At 71.1% G+C, this 16,890-nt stretch carries 15 protein-coding genes; 7 read left to right on the forward strand and 8 right to left on the reverse strand.

All coding sequences use genetic code 11. The features are described from left to right. Nucleotides 1-209: 209 nt before the first annotated feature. Nucleotides 210-1,748 carry an RNA polymerase sigma factor gene (locus tag ABZ899_RS17465; RefSeq protein ID WP_361346440.1) on the forward strand — a complete coding sequence of 513 codons (1,539 nt, stop codon included), beginning with the start codon at nt 210-212 and terminating at the stop codon, nt 1,746-1,748. A 129-nt stretch (nt 1,749-1,877) separates the two neighbouring features. Beyond that, on the forward strand, nt 1,878-2,735 hold the full coding sequence (locus ABZ899_RS17470) for a serine protease (RefSeq protein WP_361346442.1): 858 nt from the start codon (nt 1,878-1,880) through the stop codon (nt 2,733-2,735). 99 nt (nt 2,736-2,834) lie between these two features. Here ABZ899_RS17470 and ABZ899_RS17475 read toward each other — a convergent pair whose 3' ends face one another. Further along, nucleotides 2,835-3,065: a hypothetical protein gene (locus ABZ899_RS17475; protein WP_361346444.1), complete on the reverse strand. Its 231-nt coding sequence runs from the start codon at nt 3,063-3,065 to the stop codon at nt 2,835-2,837. Nucleotides 3,066-3,509: 444 nt separating this feature from the next. On the opposite strand from ABZ899_RS17475, the gene ABZ899_RS17480 reads away from it, so the two are divergent. The 3 genes from ABZ899_RS17480 to ABZ899_RS17490 all read left to right on the forward strand — a co-directional run bounded on the left by ABZ899_RS17480 (nt 3,510) and on the right by ABZ899_RS17490 (nt 7,887). Then, nucleotides 3,510-5,633 (forward strand): DNA topoisomerase IV subunit B, encoded by a 2,124-nt coding sequence (locus ABZ899_RS17480; protein ID WP_361346446.1) that lies wholly within the window; start codon nt 3,510-3,512, stop codon nt 5,631-5,633. Between the two features lie 203 nt (nt 5,634-5,836). Further along, nucleotides 5,837-6,298, forward strand: coding sequence for a DUF485 domain-containing protein (locus ABZ899_RS17485; protein ID WP_361346447.1), 462 nt, complete (start codon nt 5,837-5,839; stop codon nt 6,296-6,298). Beyond that, the gene (locus tag ABZ899_RS17490; RefSeq protein WP_361346449.1) at nt 6,295-7,887 is read left to right on the forward strand and encodes a cation acetate symporter; all 1,593 of its coding nucleotides are present in this window, start codon (nt 6,295-6,297) and stop codon (nt 7,885-7,887) included. The genes ABZ899_RS17485 and ABZ899_RS17490 overlap by 4 nt, the downstream gene beginning before the upstream one ends. A 93-nt stretch (nt 7,888-7,980) precedes the next feature. Here ABZ899_RS17490 and ABZ899_RS17495 read toward each other — a convergent pair whose 3' ends face one another. From ABZ899_RS17495 to ABZ899_RS17510, 4 genes are all read right to left on the reverse strand, one after another. Then, nucleotides 7,981-8,661, reverse strand: a complete 681-nt coding sequence (locus ABZ899_RS17495; protein ID WP_361346450.1) for a response regulator — start codon at nt 8,659-8,661, stop codon at nt 7,981-7,983. Continuing rightward, nucleotides 8,658-10,328 (reverse strand): sensor histidine kinase, encoded by a 1,671-nt coding sequence (locus ABZ899_RS17500; RefSeq protein ID WP_361346452.1) that lies wholly within the window; start codon nt 10,326-10,328, stop codon nt 8,658-8,660. Before ABZ899_RS17500 ends, ABZ899_RS17495 begins: the two co-directional genes overlap by 4 nt. An 82-nt stretch (nt 10,329-10,410) precedes the next feature. Beyond that, nucleotides 10,411-11,358, reverse strand: coding sequence for a sucrase ferredoxin (locus tag ABZ899_RS17505; protein WP_361346454.1), 948 nt, complete (start codon nt 11,356-11,358; stop codon nt 10,411-10,413). A 76-nt stretch (nt 11,359-11,434) separates the two neighbouring features. Continuing rightward, the gene (locus ABZ899_RS17510) at nt 11,435-12,685 is read right to left on the reverse strand and encodes a citrate synthase (protein ID WP_361346456.1); all 1,251 of its coding nucleotides are present in this window, start codon (nt 12,683-12,685) and stop codon (nt 11,435-11,437) included. Between the two features lie 109 nt (nt 12,686-12,794). On the opposite strand from ABZ899_RS17510, the gene ABZ899_RS17515 reads away from it, so the two are divergent. Continuing rightward, nucleotides 12,795-13,961, forward strand: a complete 1,167-nt coding sequence (locus ABZ899_RS17515) for a citrate synthase/methylcitrate synthase (RefSeq protein ID WP_361346457.1) — start codon at nt 12,795-12,797, stop codon at nt 13,959-13,961. A gap of 85 nt (nt 13,962-14,046) precedes the next feature. Here the strand turns inward: ABZ899_RS17515 and ABZ899_RS17520 are convergent, their stop codons facing one another. The 3 genes from ABZ899_RS17520 to ABZ899_RS17530 form a co-directional block, all read right to left on the reverse strand. Continuing rightward, on the reverse strand, nt 14,047-14,274 hold the full coding sequence (locus ABZ899_RS17520; protein WP_361346459.1) for a hypothetical protein: 228 nt from the start codon (nt 14,272-14,274) through the stop codon (nt 14,047-14,049). 305 nt (nt 14,275-14,579) lie between these two features. Then, the gene (locus ABZ899_RS17525) at nt 14,580-14,816 is read right to left on the reverse strand and encodes a hypothetical protein (protein WP_361346461.1); all 237 of its coding nucleotides are present in this window, start codon (nt 14,814-14,816) and stop codon (nt 14,580-14,582) included. 136 nt (nt 14,817-14,952) lie between these two features. After that, the gene (locus ABZ899_RS17530; RefSeq protein ID WP_361346463.1) at nt 14,953-15,507 is read right to left on the reverse strand and encodes a DUF6082 family protein; all 555 of its coding nucleotides are present in this window, start codon (nt 15,505-15,507) and stop codon (nt 14,953-14,955) included. Between the two features lie 323 nt (nt 15,508-15,830). Between ABZ899_RS17530 and ABZ899_RS17535 the strand changes: the two genes are divergently transcribed. Then, complete coding sequence (locus ABZ899_RS17535; RefSeq protein WP_361346465.1) at nt 15,831-16,889, forward strand: GTP-binding protein; 1,059 nt, start codon at nt 15,831-15,833, stop codon at nt 16,887-16,889. Nucleotide 16,890 lies beyond the last annotated feature (1 nt).

The following is a 16,890-nucleotide window of genomic DNA, read 5'->3' on the forward strand; positions in this document are numbered from 1 at the left end:
GGGCCACGCAGATTGGGCGTAACGCTCGGGGAAACAGCGCGATGACCTAAGAGGTGACAGCCGAGGAAGGAATACGGACGCCGTTCGAGGCGCTGTGCATCTTCCCGGCTCCCGCCCGCACCGTCGGTCGAATCCCCAGGCCGGTGGTCGGCTCCTGTCCGCATCGGACGGGGCCGGAAGCCGCTTTCCAACGTTCCGAGAGGTTGTTCGTGTCGGCCAGCACATCCCGTACGCTCCCGCCGGAGATCGCCGAGTCCGTCTCTGTCATGGCTCTCATCGAGCGGGGAAAGGCTGAGGGGCAGATCGCCGGCGACGATGTGCGTCGGGCCTTCGAAGCTGACCAGATCCCGGCCACTCAGTGGAAGAACGTACTGCGCAGCCTCAACCAGATCCTCGAGGAAGAGGGTGTGACGCTGATGGTCAGTGCCGCGGAGCCCAAGCGCACCCGAAAGAGCGTCGCAGCGAAGAGTCCGGCCAAGCGCACCGCCACCAAGACGGTCGCGGCGAAGACGGTGACCGCGAAGAAGGCCACCGCCACCGCCGCCACACCCGCGGCGCCGTCCTCGGAACCCGCCGTCGAGGACGAGGCTCCCGCGAAGAAGGCGGCCGCCAAGAAGACGACGGCCAAGAAGGCCGCGGCGAAGAAGACGACCGCCGCCGCGAAGAAGACCACGGCCAAGAAGACCGCCGGCAAGAAGGACGACGCCGAGCTCATCGAGGAAGAGGTCCTCGAAGAGGCGAAGCCCGGCGACGAGCCCGAGGGCACCGAGAGCGCCGGTTTCGTGCTCTCCGACGAGGACGAGGACGACGCGCCCGCGCAGCAGGTCGCCGCGGCCGGCGCCACCGCCGACCCCGTCAAGGACTACCTGAAGCAGATCGGCAAGGTCCCCCTGCTCAACGCCGAGCAGGAGGTCGAGCTCGCCAAGCGCATCGAGGCGGGCCTGTTCGCCGAGGACAAGCTGGCCAACGCCGACAAGCTCGCCCCCAAGCTCAAGCGCGAGCTGGAGATCATCGCCGAGGACGGCCGCCGCGCCAAGAACCACCTGCTGGAGGCCAACCTCCGCCTCGTGGTCTCCCTGGCCAAGCGCTACACCGGCCGCGGCATGCTCTTCCTGGACCTGATCCAGGAGGGCAACCTCGGTCTGATCCGCGCGGTCGAGAAGTTCGACTACACCAAGGGCTACAAGTTCTCCACGTACGCCACCTGGTGGATCCGGCAGGCGATCACCCGCGCCATGGCCGACCAGGCCCGCACCATCCGTATCCCGGTGCACATGGTCGAGGTCATCAACAAGCTCGCCCGCGTGCAGCGCCAGATGCTCCAGGACCTGGGCCGCGAGCCCACCCCGGAGGAGCTGGCCAAGGAACTCGACATGACCCCGGAGAAGGTCATCGAGGTCCAGAAGTACGGCCGCGAGCCCATCTCCCTGCACACTCCGCTGGGCGAGGACGGCGACAGCGAGTTCGGTGACCTCATCGAGGACTCCGAGGCCGTCGTCCCGGCCGACGCGGTCAGCTTCACGCTGCTCCAGGAGCAGCTGCACTCCGTGCTCGACACCCTGTCCGAGCGCGAGGCCGGCGTCGTCTCCATGCGCTTCGGCCTCACTGACGGGCAGCCGAAGACCCTCGACGAGATCGGCAAGGTCTACGGCGTGACGCGTGAGCGCATCCGCCAGATCGAGTCGAAGACGATGTCGAAGCTGCGCCACCCATCGCGCTCGCAGGTCCTGCGCGACTACCTCGACTAGGTCGCCTCGACGTCCGAGAAGGGCCCGGCACCCCTCAGGGTGCCGGGCCCTTCTGCGTTCCGCGGGTGCGGGGGTGGACCGGCTGAATCACTCTGGGTGTGCCATGACCACCCGAGAGTGAGGAGCGTCATGCGTCGTACCTTTGTCCGGGCGCTGGCCCGGCCGCTGGTTCTCGCGGCTGCGGCGGCCGCCATACCGCTGGTCACAGCCGCTCCGGCGGCCGCCGACCGTGTCGTCGTGGGCGGGTTCCCCGTCGATGTGTCCCAGAGTCCCTGGACGGTGGCGCTGTCCAGTCGTGACCGGTTCGGGGGTACCCGGGCCGGGCAGTTCTGCGTGGGCGTCGCCGTGGGGCGCTCCACCGTGCTCACGGCGGCCCACTGTCTCAGCTCGGAGGTCCTGGGCTCCGCGCCGGACCAGGTGAGCGACCTCAGAGTGATCGCGGGGCGCACCGATCTGACGTCCACGCGCGGCAAGGAGATCCCCGTCAGCGGCGCCCGGGTGAACCCGGACTACGACGGTGACACCAACGACGGCGACTTCGCCGTGCTCTCGCTCGCCGAGGCCCTGCCCGCCGCCGCGGTCATCCGTATGGCGGGCGCCGGCGACCCCGCCTACAGGCCGGGCACCCAGGCCCTCGTCTACGGCTGGGGCGATGCCACGGGAGCGGGGGACTATCCGCGGGGACTGCGGGCCGCGCGGGTGCGGGTGCTGCCGGACGCGTTCTGCGAGGAGGCGTATCCGGGCGGTGGCGAGGGGCGGTACATGGCCGACAGCATGGTGTGCGCCGGGGAGCGCGCAGGAGGCCGGGACGCCTGTCAGGGGGACAGCGGAGGGCCTCTGGTCGCGCAGGGGAAGCTGATCGGACTGGTGTCCTGGGGCAATGGCTGCGGGCGTGCGGGGAGCCCCGGTGTCTACACACGGGTGTCCGACGTCATCGGGGCCGCGGGCCGGCGCTCCGCGGCGCGGGGGAGTGCGGGAAGCGGCTGAGCGCCGCTGGGAAGAGCGCGGGCGGTCCCCCCTGAGGATTCAGGGGGGACCGCCCGTCTACCGGCCTGTGCCGATGCTGGCTCGTCGTGATGCGAGGTGTCAGCGCTCTTCTTCGGTCGCCGTCCCGGGAACGGTCGTGAGCCGCTCCGTCTCATCCTGTATCTCGGCGGCGATCTTCTTGAGTTCCGGCTCGAACTTGCGACCGTGGTGGGCGCAGAAGAGCAGTTCTCCGCCGCTGAGCAGGACGACGCGCACGTACGCCTGGGCGCCGCAACGGTCGCAGCGGTCAGCGGCCGTCAGGGGGCTCGCGGGGGTCAGAACAGTAGTCACGTCGCCTCTTCTCTAGCTCGACGAGCTGTCGTACCAGGGTCAACATCCAACCAGCCCCAAAACGTTCCCGCTCGTGGCTTCTCCCAGAGAGAAATTTTTCGGGGGGTGGTGGGCTGCTGCCGGTGTGGCGGCGAATGTGCCGTATCGCGTGCTGTCGTGCTTACGGTTTCGCGCTCTCGGTCATGGTCGGTCCTCCCCGGCCGGGTTGCCGGTTTGTTCATGAGGACGTGCCCGGAGCCTAAATGGTTCATGCCTGGAAGGGAACGTGATATGTGCTTCACTCCTCCGAGGGATCGAACATCCATACGAGTCTGGACTAGGGTGACTTCCTACGAGGGTGGCGTTACAACGGCTCTACCAGGCCTCGGTACCCTCTGAGCGGCAACCGAAGCCACGCCCGTACCCACCAGGGCGCACATTGAAATTCAGCGAGGAGCGAACCGCGTGACCGCCGATACGTCCGTGCCGTCCACAGCGCTGCTGGCAGGAGCAGACCGGGACGGTTCCAACTACACCGCGCGGCACCTGCTCGTCCTCGAGGGCCTCGAAGCCGTGCGCAAGCGCCCCGGCATGTACATCGGGTCGACCGACAGCCGCGGTCTGATGCACTGCCTCTGGGAGATCATCGACAACTCCGTGGACGAGGCCCTCGGCGGGTACTGCGACCACATCGAGGTGATCCTCCACGACGACGGCTCCGTCGAGGTGCGGGACAACGGCCGGGGCATCCCGGTCGACGTCGAGCCCAAGACCGGCCTCTCCGGCGTCGAGGTCGTCATGACCAAGCTGCACGCCGGCGGGAAGTTCGGCGGCGGCTCCTACGCCGCCTCCGGTGGTCTGCACGGTGTCGGCGCCTCCGTGGTGAACGCCCTGTCCGCCCGCCTGGACGTCGAGGTCGACCGGGGCGGCCACACCCACGCGATCAGCTTCCGGCGCGGTGTGCCCGGTGCCTTCGCCGCGGACGGCCAGACGGCGAAGTTCGAGGCCAAGAGCGGCCTGCGCAGGACGAAGAAGATCCCCAAGACGCGTGAGGGCACGCGCGTGCGGTACTGGGCCGACCGCCAGATCTTCCTCAAGGACGCCAAGCTCGACCTGGAGACGCTGCACCAGCGCGCCCGCCAGACCGCCTTCCTGGTGCCCGGCCTGACCATCGTCGTCCGCGACGAGGTCGGTCTCGGCGCGGGCGGGAGCAAGGGCGAGGAGTCCTTCCGCTTCGACGGCGGCATCAGTGAGTTCTGCGAGTACTTGGCGGCCGACAAGCCGGTCTGCGACGTCCTGCGCTTCACCGGACAGGGCAGCTTCAGGGAGACGGTCCCGGTCCTGGACGAGCACGGCCAGATGACCCCCACCCAGGTCACCCGCGAACTCGGTGTCGACGTCGCCCTGCGCTGGGGCACCGGCTACGACACCACCCTGAAGTCGTTCGTGAACATCATCGCCACCCCCAAGGGCGGCACCCATGTCGCGGGCTTCGAGACCGCCGTGGCCAGCACCATGAACGAGGTGCTGCGCGCCAAGAAGATGCTCCGCGTCGCCGAGGACGACATCGTCAAGGACGATGCCCTGGAGGGCCTGACCGCGGTCGTCACCGTCCGCCTCGCCGAGCCGCAGTTCGAGGGGCAGACCAAGGAGGTCCTCGGCACCTCGGCGGCCCGCCGCATCGTCAACGGCGTGATCGCCAAGGAGCTCAAGGCGTTCCTGACGTCCCCCAAGCGGGACGCGGCGGCACAGGCGCGCGTGGTCCTCGAGAAGGCCCTCGCCGCCGCCCGGACCCGCATCGCGGCCCGCCAGCACAAGGACGCGCAGCGCCGCAAGACGGCCCTGGAGTCCTCCTCGCTGCCCGCGAAGCTCGCGGACTGCCGCAGCGACGACGTCGACCGCAGCGAGCTCTTCATCGTCGAGGGCGACTCCGCGCTGGGCACCGCCAAGCTCGCCCGGAACTCCGAGTTCCAGGCGCTGCTGCCCATCCGGGGCAAGATCCTCAACGTTCAGAAGTCGTCCGTGACCGACATGCTCAAGAACGCCGAGTGCGGGGCGATCATCCAGGTCATAGGGGCGGGGTCGGGCCGGACCTTCGACATCGACGCGGCCCGCTACGGCAAGATCATCATGATGACCGACGCCGATGTCGACGGCTCCCACATCCGCACGCTGCTGCTGACGCTCTTCCAGCGGTACATGCGCCCGATGATCGAGGCGGGCCGGGTGTTCGCCGCGGTGCCCCCGCTGCACCGGATCGAGCTCGTCCAGCCCAAGAAGGGCCAGGACAAGTACGTGTACACCTACTCGGACCGCGAGCTGCGCGACAAGCTCATGGAGTTCGAGAGCAAGGGCGTGCGCTACAAGGACTCCATCCAGCGCTACAAGGGCCTCGGTGAGATGGACGCCGACCAGCTCGCGGAGACGACCATGGACCCGCGCCACCGCACCCTGCGGCGGATCAGCCTCACCGACCTCGAGTCGGCCGAGCGGGTCTTCGACCTGCTGATGGGCAACGACGTGGCGCCGCGCAAGGAGTTCATCTCCAGCTCGGCCGCGACGCTCGACCGGTCGCGCATCGACACGTAGGACCAGCACGCGGGACCAGACCGCCGTACGGACCGGCCGGGGTGCGCGCCCCGGCCGGTTCCGTCGTTCCGGGCCCTCGTGCCGCGCAACGCGCCTCTTGTGGCGCGTGCCTGGTATGCGGCTTTGCCTGCTGAATCACCTGATGGGGTGAAACGCTCCGAGAAGCCCGGTCGGCGCTCTTTCCGTTCTGTCCATGCTTGGGCATGTGCTCAAGCGACGGCCGACCCCGCGACGCCAGAACCCCCCGGTACGACGATCCCTGGTACGACGCCCTCGCCTCCGGATGGGGCGAGTCGGATGTCACGGAGGCCCCTGACGCAGCCCCGCCGGCCGCCGCCGACGTGTACCTCGAGGTGCAGCGCAGCGCCGCCTTCCAGGAAGTGCGCAGCCGCTACCGGAGGTTCGCGCTGCCGGCGGCCGCCGGGTTCCTGTCCTGGTACGTCGCCTACGTCGTGACCGCCACCACCGCGCCCGGCCTGATGGCGCGGCCCGTGGCGGGAGCCGTGAACGTCGCGATGCTCGCGGGGCTCGGGCAGTTCCTCACCACGTTCCTGCTCACCTGGGCCTACACCCGCCACGCGCGTCTGCGCCGCGACCGGGCGGCGCTCGAACTGCGCTGGGACACCCAGGAGCTGACGCGGGGCGCCAAGGGGGGCGTGGCATGACGCAGGATCACCGCACCCTGGCACTGCTGCTGTTCAGCGTGTTCGTCGCGGTCACCCTGGCGATCACGACCTGGGCGGGCCGCAACCGCCGCGGTTCGGCGGAGGAGTTCTACGCCGGCGGCCGGCTCTTCTCGCCCATGGAGAATGGTTTTGCCATCGCGGGTGACTACATGTCGGCCGCGTCCTTCCTCGGCATCTCCGGGCTGATCGCCCTGTTCGGCTACGACGGGATGCTGTACTCGGTGGGCTTCCTCGTGGCCTGGCTGGTCGTGCTCTTCCTGGTCGCTGAACTGGTGCGCAACTGCGGGCGGTTCACCCTCGCCGACGTCGTCGCGGCACGGATGAGGGAACGCCCCGTCCGCATCGCGGTGGGAACCTCCTCGGTCACCGTGTCCGTGCTCTACCTGGTGGCGCAGATGGTCGGCGCGGGCACCCTGGTCGCGCTGCTGCTGGGAGGCGACGGCGGGGCGGCGCAGGCGTGGACCGTCATCGGCGTCGGCGCGCTCATGGTGATCTACGTGTCGTTCGGAGGGATGCGGGCCACCACCTGGATCCAGATCGTCAAGTCGGTCCTGCTGCTCGGCGGCACCATCGCGCTGACGGTGCTCGTCCTGCTGCGCTTCCACGGCGACATCGACCGGCTGCTGCTCGGCGCCGCCGAGCACTCCGGCCACGGGGAGGCGTTCCTGGCGCCGGGACTCCGGTACGGCGGGGACTGGACGTCCCGGTTCGACTTCATCAGCCTCGGCCTCGCCCTGGTGCTCGGCACCGCGGGGCTGCCCCACATCCTGTCCCGCTTCTACACGGTGCCCACCGCCCGCGCCGCACGCCGCTCGGTCGTCTGGGCGATCGGCCTCATCGGCGGTTTCTACCTGATGACCATCGTCCTGGGCTTCGGCGCGGCCGCGATCGTGGGGACCGCGGAGGTGCGCGCCTCGAACGCCGCCGGCAACACGGCGGTGCCGCTGCTCGCCCTCGACCTCGGCGGCGGCGCCGACTCCACCGCGGGCACCGTGCTGTTCGCGGTCGTGGCGGCCGTCGCCTTCGCCACGATCCTGGCCGTCGTCGCCGGCATCACGCTCGCCTCCTCGGCCTCGGTCGCCCACGACCTGTACGCGTCCCTGCGGCGCCGGGGCGGCAAGGCCCGCAGCGAGGTGACCGTGGCGCGCTTCTCCGCCGTCGGTATCGGAGCCGTCGCGATCGGCCTCGGGCTGCTGGCCCGCGATCTGAACGTCGCCTTCCTCGTGGGACTCGCCTTCGCCGTCGCGGCCTCCGCGAACCTGCCCGTGCTGCTCTACTCCTTGTTCTGGCGCGACTTCACCACCCGGGGCGCCGTCTGGTCCGTGTACGGCGGCCTGATCCCGGCCGTGGTCCTCGTCGTCCTGTCGCCCGTGGTGTCGGGCAGTCCGCAGTCGCTGCTCCCCGGCGTCGACTTCCAGTACTTCCCGCTGGACAACCCCGGCATCGTCTCGATCCCGCTGGGCTTCGTCGCCGGCTGGCTGGGCACGGTCACCTCGTCCGAGGCGCCCGACGAGGCCAAGCACGCCGAGACGGAGGTCCGGTCGCTGACCGGAGCGGGTGCCGTCTAGGACATCCCCTGGGGGGTCCGCTGACGTTTCCGGGGCCGGCGTCCGTATGAAAGGGCGGCACGGTTCCTTCCCCCGCCCCCACGGGGCCGTGCCTCAGGCGCGGGTCGCCCACACATACCGGTGTTCAGGGCGGCCCGCGTCCCCGTACCTGAGGGTGAGACGGGCCCGCCCGGTGCGCTCCAGGAGCTTGAGATAGCGCTGGGCGGTCTGACGGCTCACCCCGGTGCGCTCGGCGATCTCCTGGGCCGACAGCGGCCCCGAGGCGTTCATCAGGGCCTGGCGCACCGACTCGGCGGTGGTGGGGGAGTGCCCCTTGGGCAGGTTCGGCTCCGACGGCGAGGACAAGGCGCCGAAGATGCGGTCCACCTCGGCCTGCTCCGCCTCGCCGCCGCCGTCGAGGGTGCGGCGCAGCTCCGCGTACGCCTCCAGCTTGGCGCGCAGCCCCGCGAAGGAGAACGGCTTCACCAGGTACTGGAGCGCCCCGAGCCGCATCGCCGCCTGCACGGTCGCCACGTCCCGGGCCGCCGTCACCATGATCACGTCGGTCTGGTGGCCGCGCCGGCGCATCTCCCGGACCACCGCCAGACCCGTGTCGTCCGGCAGGTAGTGATCCATGAGGACCAGGTCGAGCCGCGGCAGTTCCGTCACCTGCCGCAGCGCCTCGGCGGCCGTGTGCGCCTCGCCGGCCACCTGGAAGCCCGGCACCTTCTCGACGTAGGCGGCGTTCACGCGCGCCACGCGCGTGTCGTCGTCCACGACCAGCACCTCGATCATCGCGACTCCTCCTCGGCGCCGGTGTGTGCGTCAACGGGCGTGCTGAGGGCCGGTTCCGGCCCGGTCAGCGCCTCGGGCAGGACGACCGTGAACTCGGCGCCGCCCCCGGCGGCCTCGCCCACCCGGGCCGTACCGCCCTGCCGTTCCGCCAGGCGCCGCACGAGCGACAGCCCGATCCCGCGCTCACGATGAGCCGGGCGCTGCTTGGTCGACCAACCCTCGGTGAAGATCAACTCGCGCTGTTCCACCGGGATTCCCGGCCCGGTGTCGCGGACCGTCAGGGTCGCCGCGCGGCCCTCGGCGCGCAGTTCGACCTCCACGCGCGCGTGCGGGGTGCCGGCGACCGCGTCCAGGGCGTTGTCCACGAGGTTTCCCACGACGGTCACCAGCCCCTGGGGATCGACCAGCCGGTCCGGGAGCCCGGTGCGCTCCGACAGGCGCAGCGCTACGCCCCGTTCGGCCGCCACGGTCGCCTTGCCGACCAGCAGGGCGGCCAGCAGCGGGTCCTGGATCTTCTCGGCGACCTCCTCCGCGGTGGCCCGGTGATCACCGACGACCTCCCCGACGAACTCCACGGCGTCGTCGTACATCTCCAGCTCCAGCAGCCCGAGGAGCGTGTGCATGCGGTTGGCGTGTTCATGGTCCTGGGCGCGCAGCGCGTCGATCAGGCCGCGCGTTGAGTCGAGCTCCCGGCCGAGCTGTTCCAGCTCGGTGCGGTCGCGCAAGGTCGCGACGGCGCCGCCGTCGTCGGTGGGCATGCGGTTGGCGACCAGGACGCGCTGTCCGCGCACGGTGAGCAGATCGGTGCCGGTGACCCGCCCGGCCAGCACGTCGGCGGTTCGCCCCGTGCCGAGCGCCTCGTCGAGGGAGCGGCCGACGGCCTCGTCCCCGAGGCCGAGCAGCCGCCGCGCCTCGTCGTTGAGGAGGCGGATACGTCCCGTGCGGTCCAGCGCGACGACGCCCTCCCGGATGCCGTGCAGCATCGCCTCACGCTCCGCTAGCAGCGCCGAGATGTCGGAGAAGGCCAGGTCACGGGTCTGCCGCTGGAGCCGGCGGGAGATCAGCCAGGCCGCCAGCGCTCCCACCGCCAGGGCTCCGCCCGCGTACGCGAACAGTCCCGGGATGGCGTGCAGCAGCCTGGCCCGCACATTGTCGTACGCGATGCCGACCGAGACCGCGCCGACGATCCGGCCGGCGCCGTCCCGCAACGGCACCTTGCCCCGCGCGGTGCGGCCCAGTGTGCCGTCGTCGATCTGCATGACTTCGTGGCCCGCCAGGGCCTGGCCCGGGTCGGTCGAGACGAGCCGCCCGATCTCGCGCGCGGTCGGATGGGACCAGCGCACGCCCCGCCGGTCCATCACGACGACGTACTCGGCGCGGGTGGCCGCGCGGATCCGCTCCGCCTCCCGCTGCACCGGGCCGCCGGCCGTCGCCGGGGTCCGGGTCAGGTCCTCGGCGATCTGCGGCTGGGCGGCCGTCGTCTGGGCGATGGACAGCGCACGGCGCATCGCCTGGTCGTCCAGCTGCTCGCTGAGCGGCGCCAGGAACAGCCCGGTCGCCAGCACCGCCACGCCCGCGGCGACCGCCACCTGCATCAGCAGCACCTGCGCGAACATGCGCCGGGGCAGACCCAGGCGCAGGCGGCGGATGAGGGAGGTGGGGCTCATGCTCCTGACCGTACGCGGCGGTGCGGGGCGGGCCGTAGAGGGATGTGGCGGGGATCTCGTGCAGGGTGCCGAGGGCGGTGGGTCAGCCCGCGAGCGCCGTGGCCGCCGCCCTGAGTTCCCGCACGCCGAGGACGTCCATGCGCGCGGGCGAGCCCAGCACCGAGGTGCCGCACTTCTCGGGGCGCGGCGGCTGGGCGGCACCCTGGGCCACCTCGACCCGCCAGCGCCGGCCGTCCACGTGGGCCACGGTCACCGCCCAGCGCGGAGCGACGCCTTCCGTCCGTACGACCCTCAGCGCCTCGGCGGCGGTCTCCCCCGTGGTCCTGCGCACCACGAGCTCGGCGGCCTGGCCGGGCCGTTCCCAGGCCGAGTTCCCCCGGCAGCCCTCGCCGACGATCCGGCCCTCCCGGACCCCGTCCAGGACCCTGCGCACGACCTCCGCCTCGGCCCGCCCGTAGGCGTAGCCGTACGGCAGCACGAGCAGTGTCGGCGAGAAGCGGTGGCCGCCCAGGTGCGTGACCTCCCAGACGCCGTCCACGCCGGAGGCGGCCAGTTCGGCGGCGAGCGGCCGGCCGAGCAGGGCGCAGCAGCGGTCGCGCTTGCCGTTGGTGCACACCAGCGCCAGCGGTTCCCCGGTGTGGGCCGTCCCGCCGAGCGCCGTGTCGAAGGTGCGGTGGTCGCCCCGGCCGAGGGCGGCGAGGTCCAGTTCGAGCAGCTGACGCGGGTCACGGACGGTGGCGGTGCGCAGCCAGACGGCCCCGGGCACCGTGTGGGCGACGAACACCCGGCGCTCGGAGGGGAGCCCGCAGTCGGCGTGCCGGCCGGGCCGGCGGATCAGCGCGATACGCACGCCCGTGCCCTGCGCGGCGGCTTCCAGCGCGCGGCCGAGCGCGGGATCCAGGTGGCTCTGGGTGAGTGCCTTGGCACCCCACGGGCCGGGCTGCTCCAGCAGCAGCCAGGTCGTCGCGGTCGCCGCGGTCCCCGCGACGGGCTCGTCGAGGTCCTGCGAGACGGTCGTGCACGTACTCACAGAGGTGAGCCTAACCTGGGTCGGCCCGAGGCGGCTCTCCCGGGCCCCTCGGACACGGCCGCCGCCCGGCTCCGGCCTACTCGGGCAGCGGTTGCGGCGGCCTGGGACCGGTGTACCGCCCCGTCGGCCGCATGCGGAGCGGGCGTTCGCCGTACTCCTCCAGGGCGTGGGCGATCCAGCCCGCCGTCCGGCCCACCGCGAAGATCGTCTCACCCGCCGTCGCGGGCATCGCGTAGGACGCGGTGAACACGGCGAGCGCCAGATCGACGTTGGCGTGCAGCGAGGTGTGGCGAGCGGCCGTCGCGACGATGTCGTGGGCGGCGGCCAGGGCTGGTTCGCAGCGGGGCAGGTCCGCCAGCAGCGTGAACAGCAGACGCGCGCGGGGGTCCTCGCCGGAGTAGAGCCGGTGCCCGAGCCCCGGGATGCGCCGGCCCGCCCGGAGTTCCTCCGCGATGACGGGACCGGCGTCGCCGCGGTCGAGCACCTCCACGACGAGCCGGTGGGCGAGGCCGCTGGCCGCGCCGTGCAGCGGGCCTTCGAGCACGCCGAGCCCCGCGGAGACGGCCGCGTAGGCGTGCGCGCGGGCCGACGCGGCGACCCGCACGGCCAGGGTCGAGGCGGCCAGGTCGTGATCCACGAGCAGGGCGAGGGCCGTGTCCAGCACACACAGCGTGGCCTCGTCGGCAGGCCGCCCGCTGAGCCGTCCCCACAGCCGGCGGGCGAGTGGGCCCTCATCGCGGTCGGCGGGGTCAGCGGGGCCGAGGGCGGCCACGAGCGTCGGGATGAGGGTGCGCGCGGTGGCGAGCACGGTCTCCTCGGACAGGTCGAAACGCAGCGGGTCGGCGGCCGCGGCGGCGACCGCCGCGACCCGCAGGCGATCGACAGGGCCGGCGTGTTCGGGCAGGGCGCCGGCGGCGCGGCGGGCGGCGGCGACGGAGGCCGCGGGCGCGGTGAAGGTCACGCCGGGGCGCAGCCGGCCCGTCCACAGCCACTCGGCGACCTCCTCGTAGGAGTGCCGTGCGGCGAGCTCGGTCGCGTCCACGCCGCGGAAGTAGTAGCGGTCGGAGTCGATGAGGGTGAGAGCCGTCCGTACCGACAGGTCGGCGCCGGAACCCGAATCGGCCGTGCTCTCCCGTCTGTTGCGCCGGGCGAGCGTCTCGACCTCCGTCGCGTCGAAGGTGCTGCCCCGTCCGCCGGGCACGCGTCGGCTGCTGAGGTGACCGCGGCTGACGTAGGCGTACACGGTCTCGGGCTTCACGCCGAGCAGTTCGGCGGCCTCCTGGGTGGTCAGCCGTCGCCCCTCCGGGCCGGGTTCTTGATCGCGCATGGGCTCACCGTATCCAGGCCGCCGTTCATGGATTCTTGCATTGATCGAATCAATATTGACAGGAAGTCAGTCAAGCATGGACAGTCCAATCAAGTCCAGGGAGGCAACCATGTCCGTCAGCAGGTCAGCAGCCACACTCGTCGACGTACCGCGCGGGCTCGCGGGGGTCGTCGTGACCGACACCGAGGTCGGCGACGTCCGGGGGCGCGAGGGCTTCTACCACTACCGCCAGTACTCCGCCGTCGACCTGGCGCGGACCCGGCCCTTCGAGGACGTCTGGCACCTCCTCGTCCACGGCGAGCTGCCGGACACCGCGCAGGCCGCCGCATTCCGCGCCGAGACGGTCGCGCTGAGACGGCTCCCCGAGGAGGTGCGGGCGGTCCTGCCCGCCATCGCCGCGGGCAGCGCGGTCTCCGGCCCGCTGGCCGGCCTGCGCACCGCGCTGTCCCTGCTGGGCGCGGCGAAGGGCTTCGGACCGGTGTACGACATCGACGCCGGGCAGCGCCGCCGGGACACACTGGTCGCCGCCGCGGCCGTACCGACGCTGCTCGCCGCGCTGCACCGGCTGGGCCACGGGCTCGACCCCGTGGAGCCGCGGGACGAGCTGTCCCACGCGGCGAACTACCTGTACATGGTGACGGGGACGGAGCCCGCGCCGGAGCGTGCGCGGGCCGTCGAGCAATACTTGATCTCCACCATTGACCATGGATTCAATGCGTCAACCTTCACGGCGCGGGTCATCGCCTCCACGGGGGCGGACGTCGCGGCCTGCCTGGTGGGGGCTGTGGGCGCGCTGTCCGGGCCGCTGCACGGTGGTGCTCCGAGCCGCGCGCTGGACACGCTGGACGCGATCGGCACCCCGGACCGCATCGACCCCTGGATCCGTGAACGCGTCCTCGCGGGCGACCGCGTCATGGGCTTCGGCCACCCGGTCTACCGCACGGAGGACCCCCGGTCCCGGATGCTCCGGGAGATCGCCCAGAGCTTCGGCGGCCCGCGCGTCGACTTCGCCGTGGAGGTCGAGCGGCGCGTGGAGGCGATCCTGGCCGAGCTCAAGCCGGGCCGTGAACTGCACACGAACGTCGAGTTCTACGCGGGTGTGGTCATGGAACTGTGCGGCCTGCCCCGAGAGATGTTCACCCCGACGTTCGCGGCGGCCCGCGTGGTGGGCTGGAGCGCCAACCTGCTGGAACAGGCGGAGGACTCGAAAATCATCAGGCCGTCGGCGCGTTATGTGGGGCCGGGGGCGCCGGTGGCGGTACCGGTGGCAGCCTGACGAGCCCGGTGCCGGTCGCAGGTTCCCGGTGGACCGCCTCCGGTTCCCTCGGAGGCGGTCAACCCGAACGGGCACCTACTCCCTCTTACGGACTCTGATAGCCACGTTGGCGGGCGGCATCGGCGAGGAACGCGGCGCTGCCGAACGCGGCCACAGCACCGACCTGCTCGTCATGATCCGTGATGATCAACAGGAGAATGCCGATCGCAGCCAGCAGGGCGACGATGTTGGGCAGCAAGACGAAGATGCGCCTCGCCGGTCGCCGCTCAGGGGGCTGGGCTGCGGTACCGTCGTGCGGCGTCGGATGGGACATACGGGCTCCTCGAACCGTGTGATTCCGGACGTTCTGTCCGGCCGGGGGAGCTCTCTGCGCGGTACTCGTCGCTCGCCAAAGTCATCGAGTGCCGCCACTGAGGAGGGCTCCCCCTCATGAGTGACATGGAAGTGATGCGGGACCGTAAACGGTTGCCGCGAGGACCACAGACCACCAACCGTGTGGGTTGTGGTGGCCCGGTCTGGTGGGCGTCGTCCGTGCCCGGGGATGGGGGGCCGGTGACAAACGCACGTCCACTGCGTGCCCTGTGCCCGCGCGTGAGCGGGTACTGCCAGGGCGTCGTCTCACGCGTCGGGGATGTCGCCCTTGGCGCGGATGAGCGTCTCTCGACTGATGATGACGATGCGCTCGTAGTCAGCGCGGGATGCGTCGGCGGGCAGTTCCCGCTCCAGTGCTTCGGTGGCGTCCGTGCCGATGACGGCAAAGTTTCCGTCACTCAACTCGAAGAGGTCCGGGCAGTTGGCTCCAGAGGCACTGCCGCGGGCGCTGGGTGGCACACCGATACGGCGCACGATGTTCAAGGGCTACCGATCCTTACGAACTGGCGGTGAGTTGGTCGGCAGCACGTTACTGGTGTTGCTGTGGGCATGCGTGACTGCAAGAGGAAAAGTCACTCAGAGCGTGTCGCCGACCGCCGGGGCCTCGGCCCTAACCCGCCTACTCCGACTCCGGCGGCGGATGGCCCACCACCCACCACTCGTCCGTGTCGGCTTCTTCCAGATCCCTGATGAGAGCATCCACCATGCGCCCGATCCGCGCTTCGTCGGACGACGTCTTCAGCGTCGCCCGTTGGGCCTTCGAGGCCTCCCAGTACTCGCGCATCAGAGGGTTCTGGAAGAGTTCACGCGCATGCCCGTACAGCTCCTCCTGGTCCAAAAGCCCCGCTCGGTAGAGGTGATAGAGGTTGATGTACCAGGCATTGGCGTAGAAATACTGCCGCCGCCGCTCCGCCGGGATCGCCGGGTCGTACGTGTCGATCACAGCGGCAAGCGCCGGATTGTCGATCGCCCTGGACAGCAGTTCCCAGTGCATGCGCTGTTGATGGGCCAGAGCCCTGCGCCGGGAGGTCAGTTCCTCCAGTTCCAGGCGCCTCAACTGCAGCTTCTCCGCTTCCAGGCTGCGGCGCGCGGCCAGTGTCATCCCCGCCGTGGCGAGTACGAGACCGGCCGCGACGGAGCCCAACCTCCTCGCGGCACTCTTCTTTGTGGTCATGTCAACCCCCGAATCAGGCGGCGGCCGTCCGCCGGTCGTCGGGATGTGGGTCGACTGGAGGGGACCGGCGAGCGGTGGGCGGCGCTTGCCGTCTCCCAGAGTGCCGAGCGGCTCTGATCGGCGGGGAGGCGGAGAGGCGGCGCACAGAGGGAAGCGAGGGTCGCACACTCCAGCGCCATGCCAGACGTCTGCCCGGCAAGTGCTGCTAACAATCGTTCACTTCGCGGCGATTCTCACCGCTCGTATCCTGGTCCGGCATTCGATTCCCGTACGTGCGCCGGGCCACGAGCCGGTGCACCCGTAGGCGTGAGAGAGGTCGCACGGTGACTCAGCCGAGCCAGGGCCCGCAGCAGATTCCGGTCGTCGTCCTCGCCGGATTCCTAGGTTCCGGCAAGACCACTCTGCTCAATCACCTCCTCCACCACAGCGGAGGCACCCGGATCGGCGCGATCGTCAATGACTTCGGCGCCATCGAGATCGACGCGCTCGCCGTCGCCGGGGCGCTCGGCGACTCCACCGTGTCCCTGGGCAACGGCTGCCTGTGCTGCGCGGTCGACTCCAGCGAGCTCGACGGCTATCTGGAGCGGCTCGCCCGGCCCGGCACCGGGATCGACGTCATCGTCATCGAGGCCAGCGGTCTCGCCGAACCGCAGGAACTCGTCCGGATGCTGCTCGCCAGCGAGCTGCCCGGCATCGTGTACGGCGGGCTCGTCGAGGCCGTCGACGCCGCCGAGTTCGACGCCACCCGCACCAAGCACCCCGAGATCGACCGGCATCTCGCCCTCGCCGACCTCGTCGTCGTCAACAAACTGGACCGGGCCGCGGACCGCGAGCGCGTGCTCGGCCTGGTCCGTGACCTGGCGGAGCACGCCGCCGTCGTCCCCGCCACCTACGGCCGGATCGACCCCGGCTTCCTCTTCGACTGCCGGCCCAGCGAGGAGCGCGTCGGGCAGTTGTCCTTCGACGATCTGCACCACCACGGCGACCGGCCCGGAGAGGATCCCGAAGGGCATCTGCACACCGGCTACGACAGCCTGTCCTTCACCTCCGACGTCCCCCTCGACCCCCGCCGGCTGATCGCCTTCCTCGACCGCAGGTCCGAGGGGCTGTACCGGATCAAGGGATACGTGGACTTCGGGGCCTACGACCCCGCCAACCGCTACGCCGTGCACGCCGTCGGGCCGTTCCTGCGCTTCTATCCGGAGCGCCGGCCCGGCGGGGCGCCCCGCCGTACGCAGCTCGTCCTGATCGGCTCCGGCATCGACGCGGCGGCCCTGGAGAAGGACCTGCGGGCGTGCACGAGCGACGCCCCGCACACCGCCGACGAGCACGGCATGTGGGGCGTCCTGCGCTATGTGCCGGACCCGGAGGAGGCTGCCTGAC

It is taken from the genome of Streptomyces sp. NPDC046859 (assembly GCF_040645135.1).
Classification (GTDB): Bacteria; Actinomycetota; Actinomycetes; order Streptomycetales; family Streptomycetaceae; genus Streptomyces.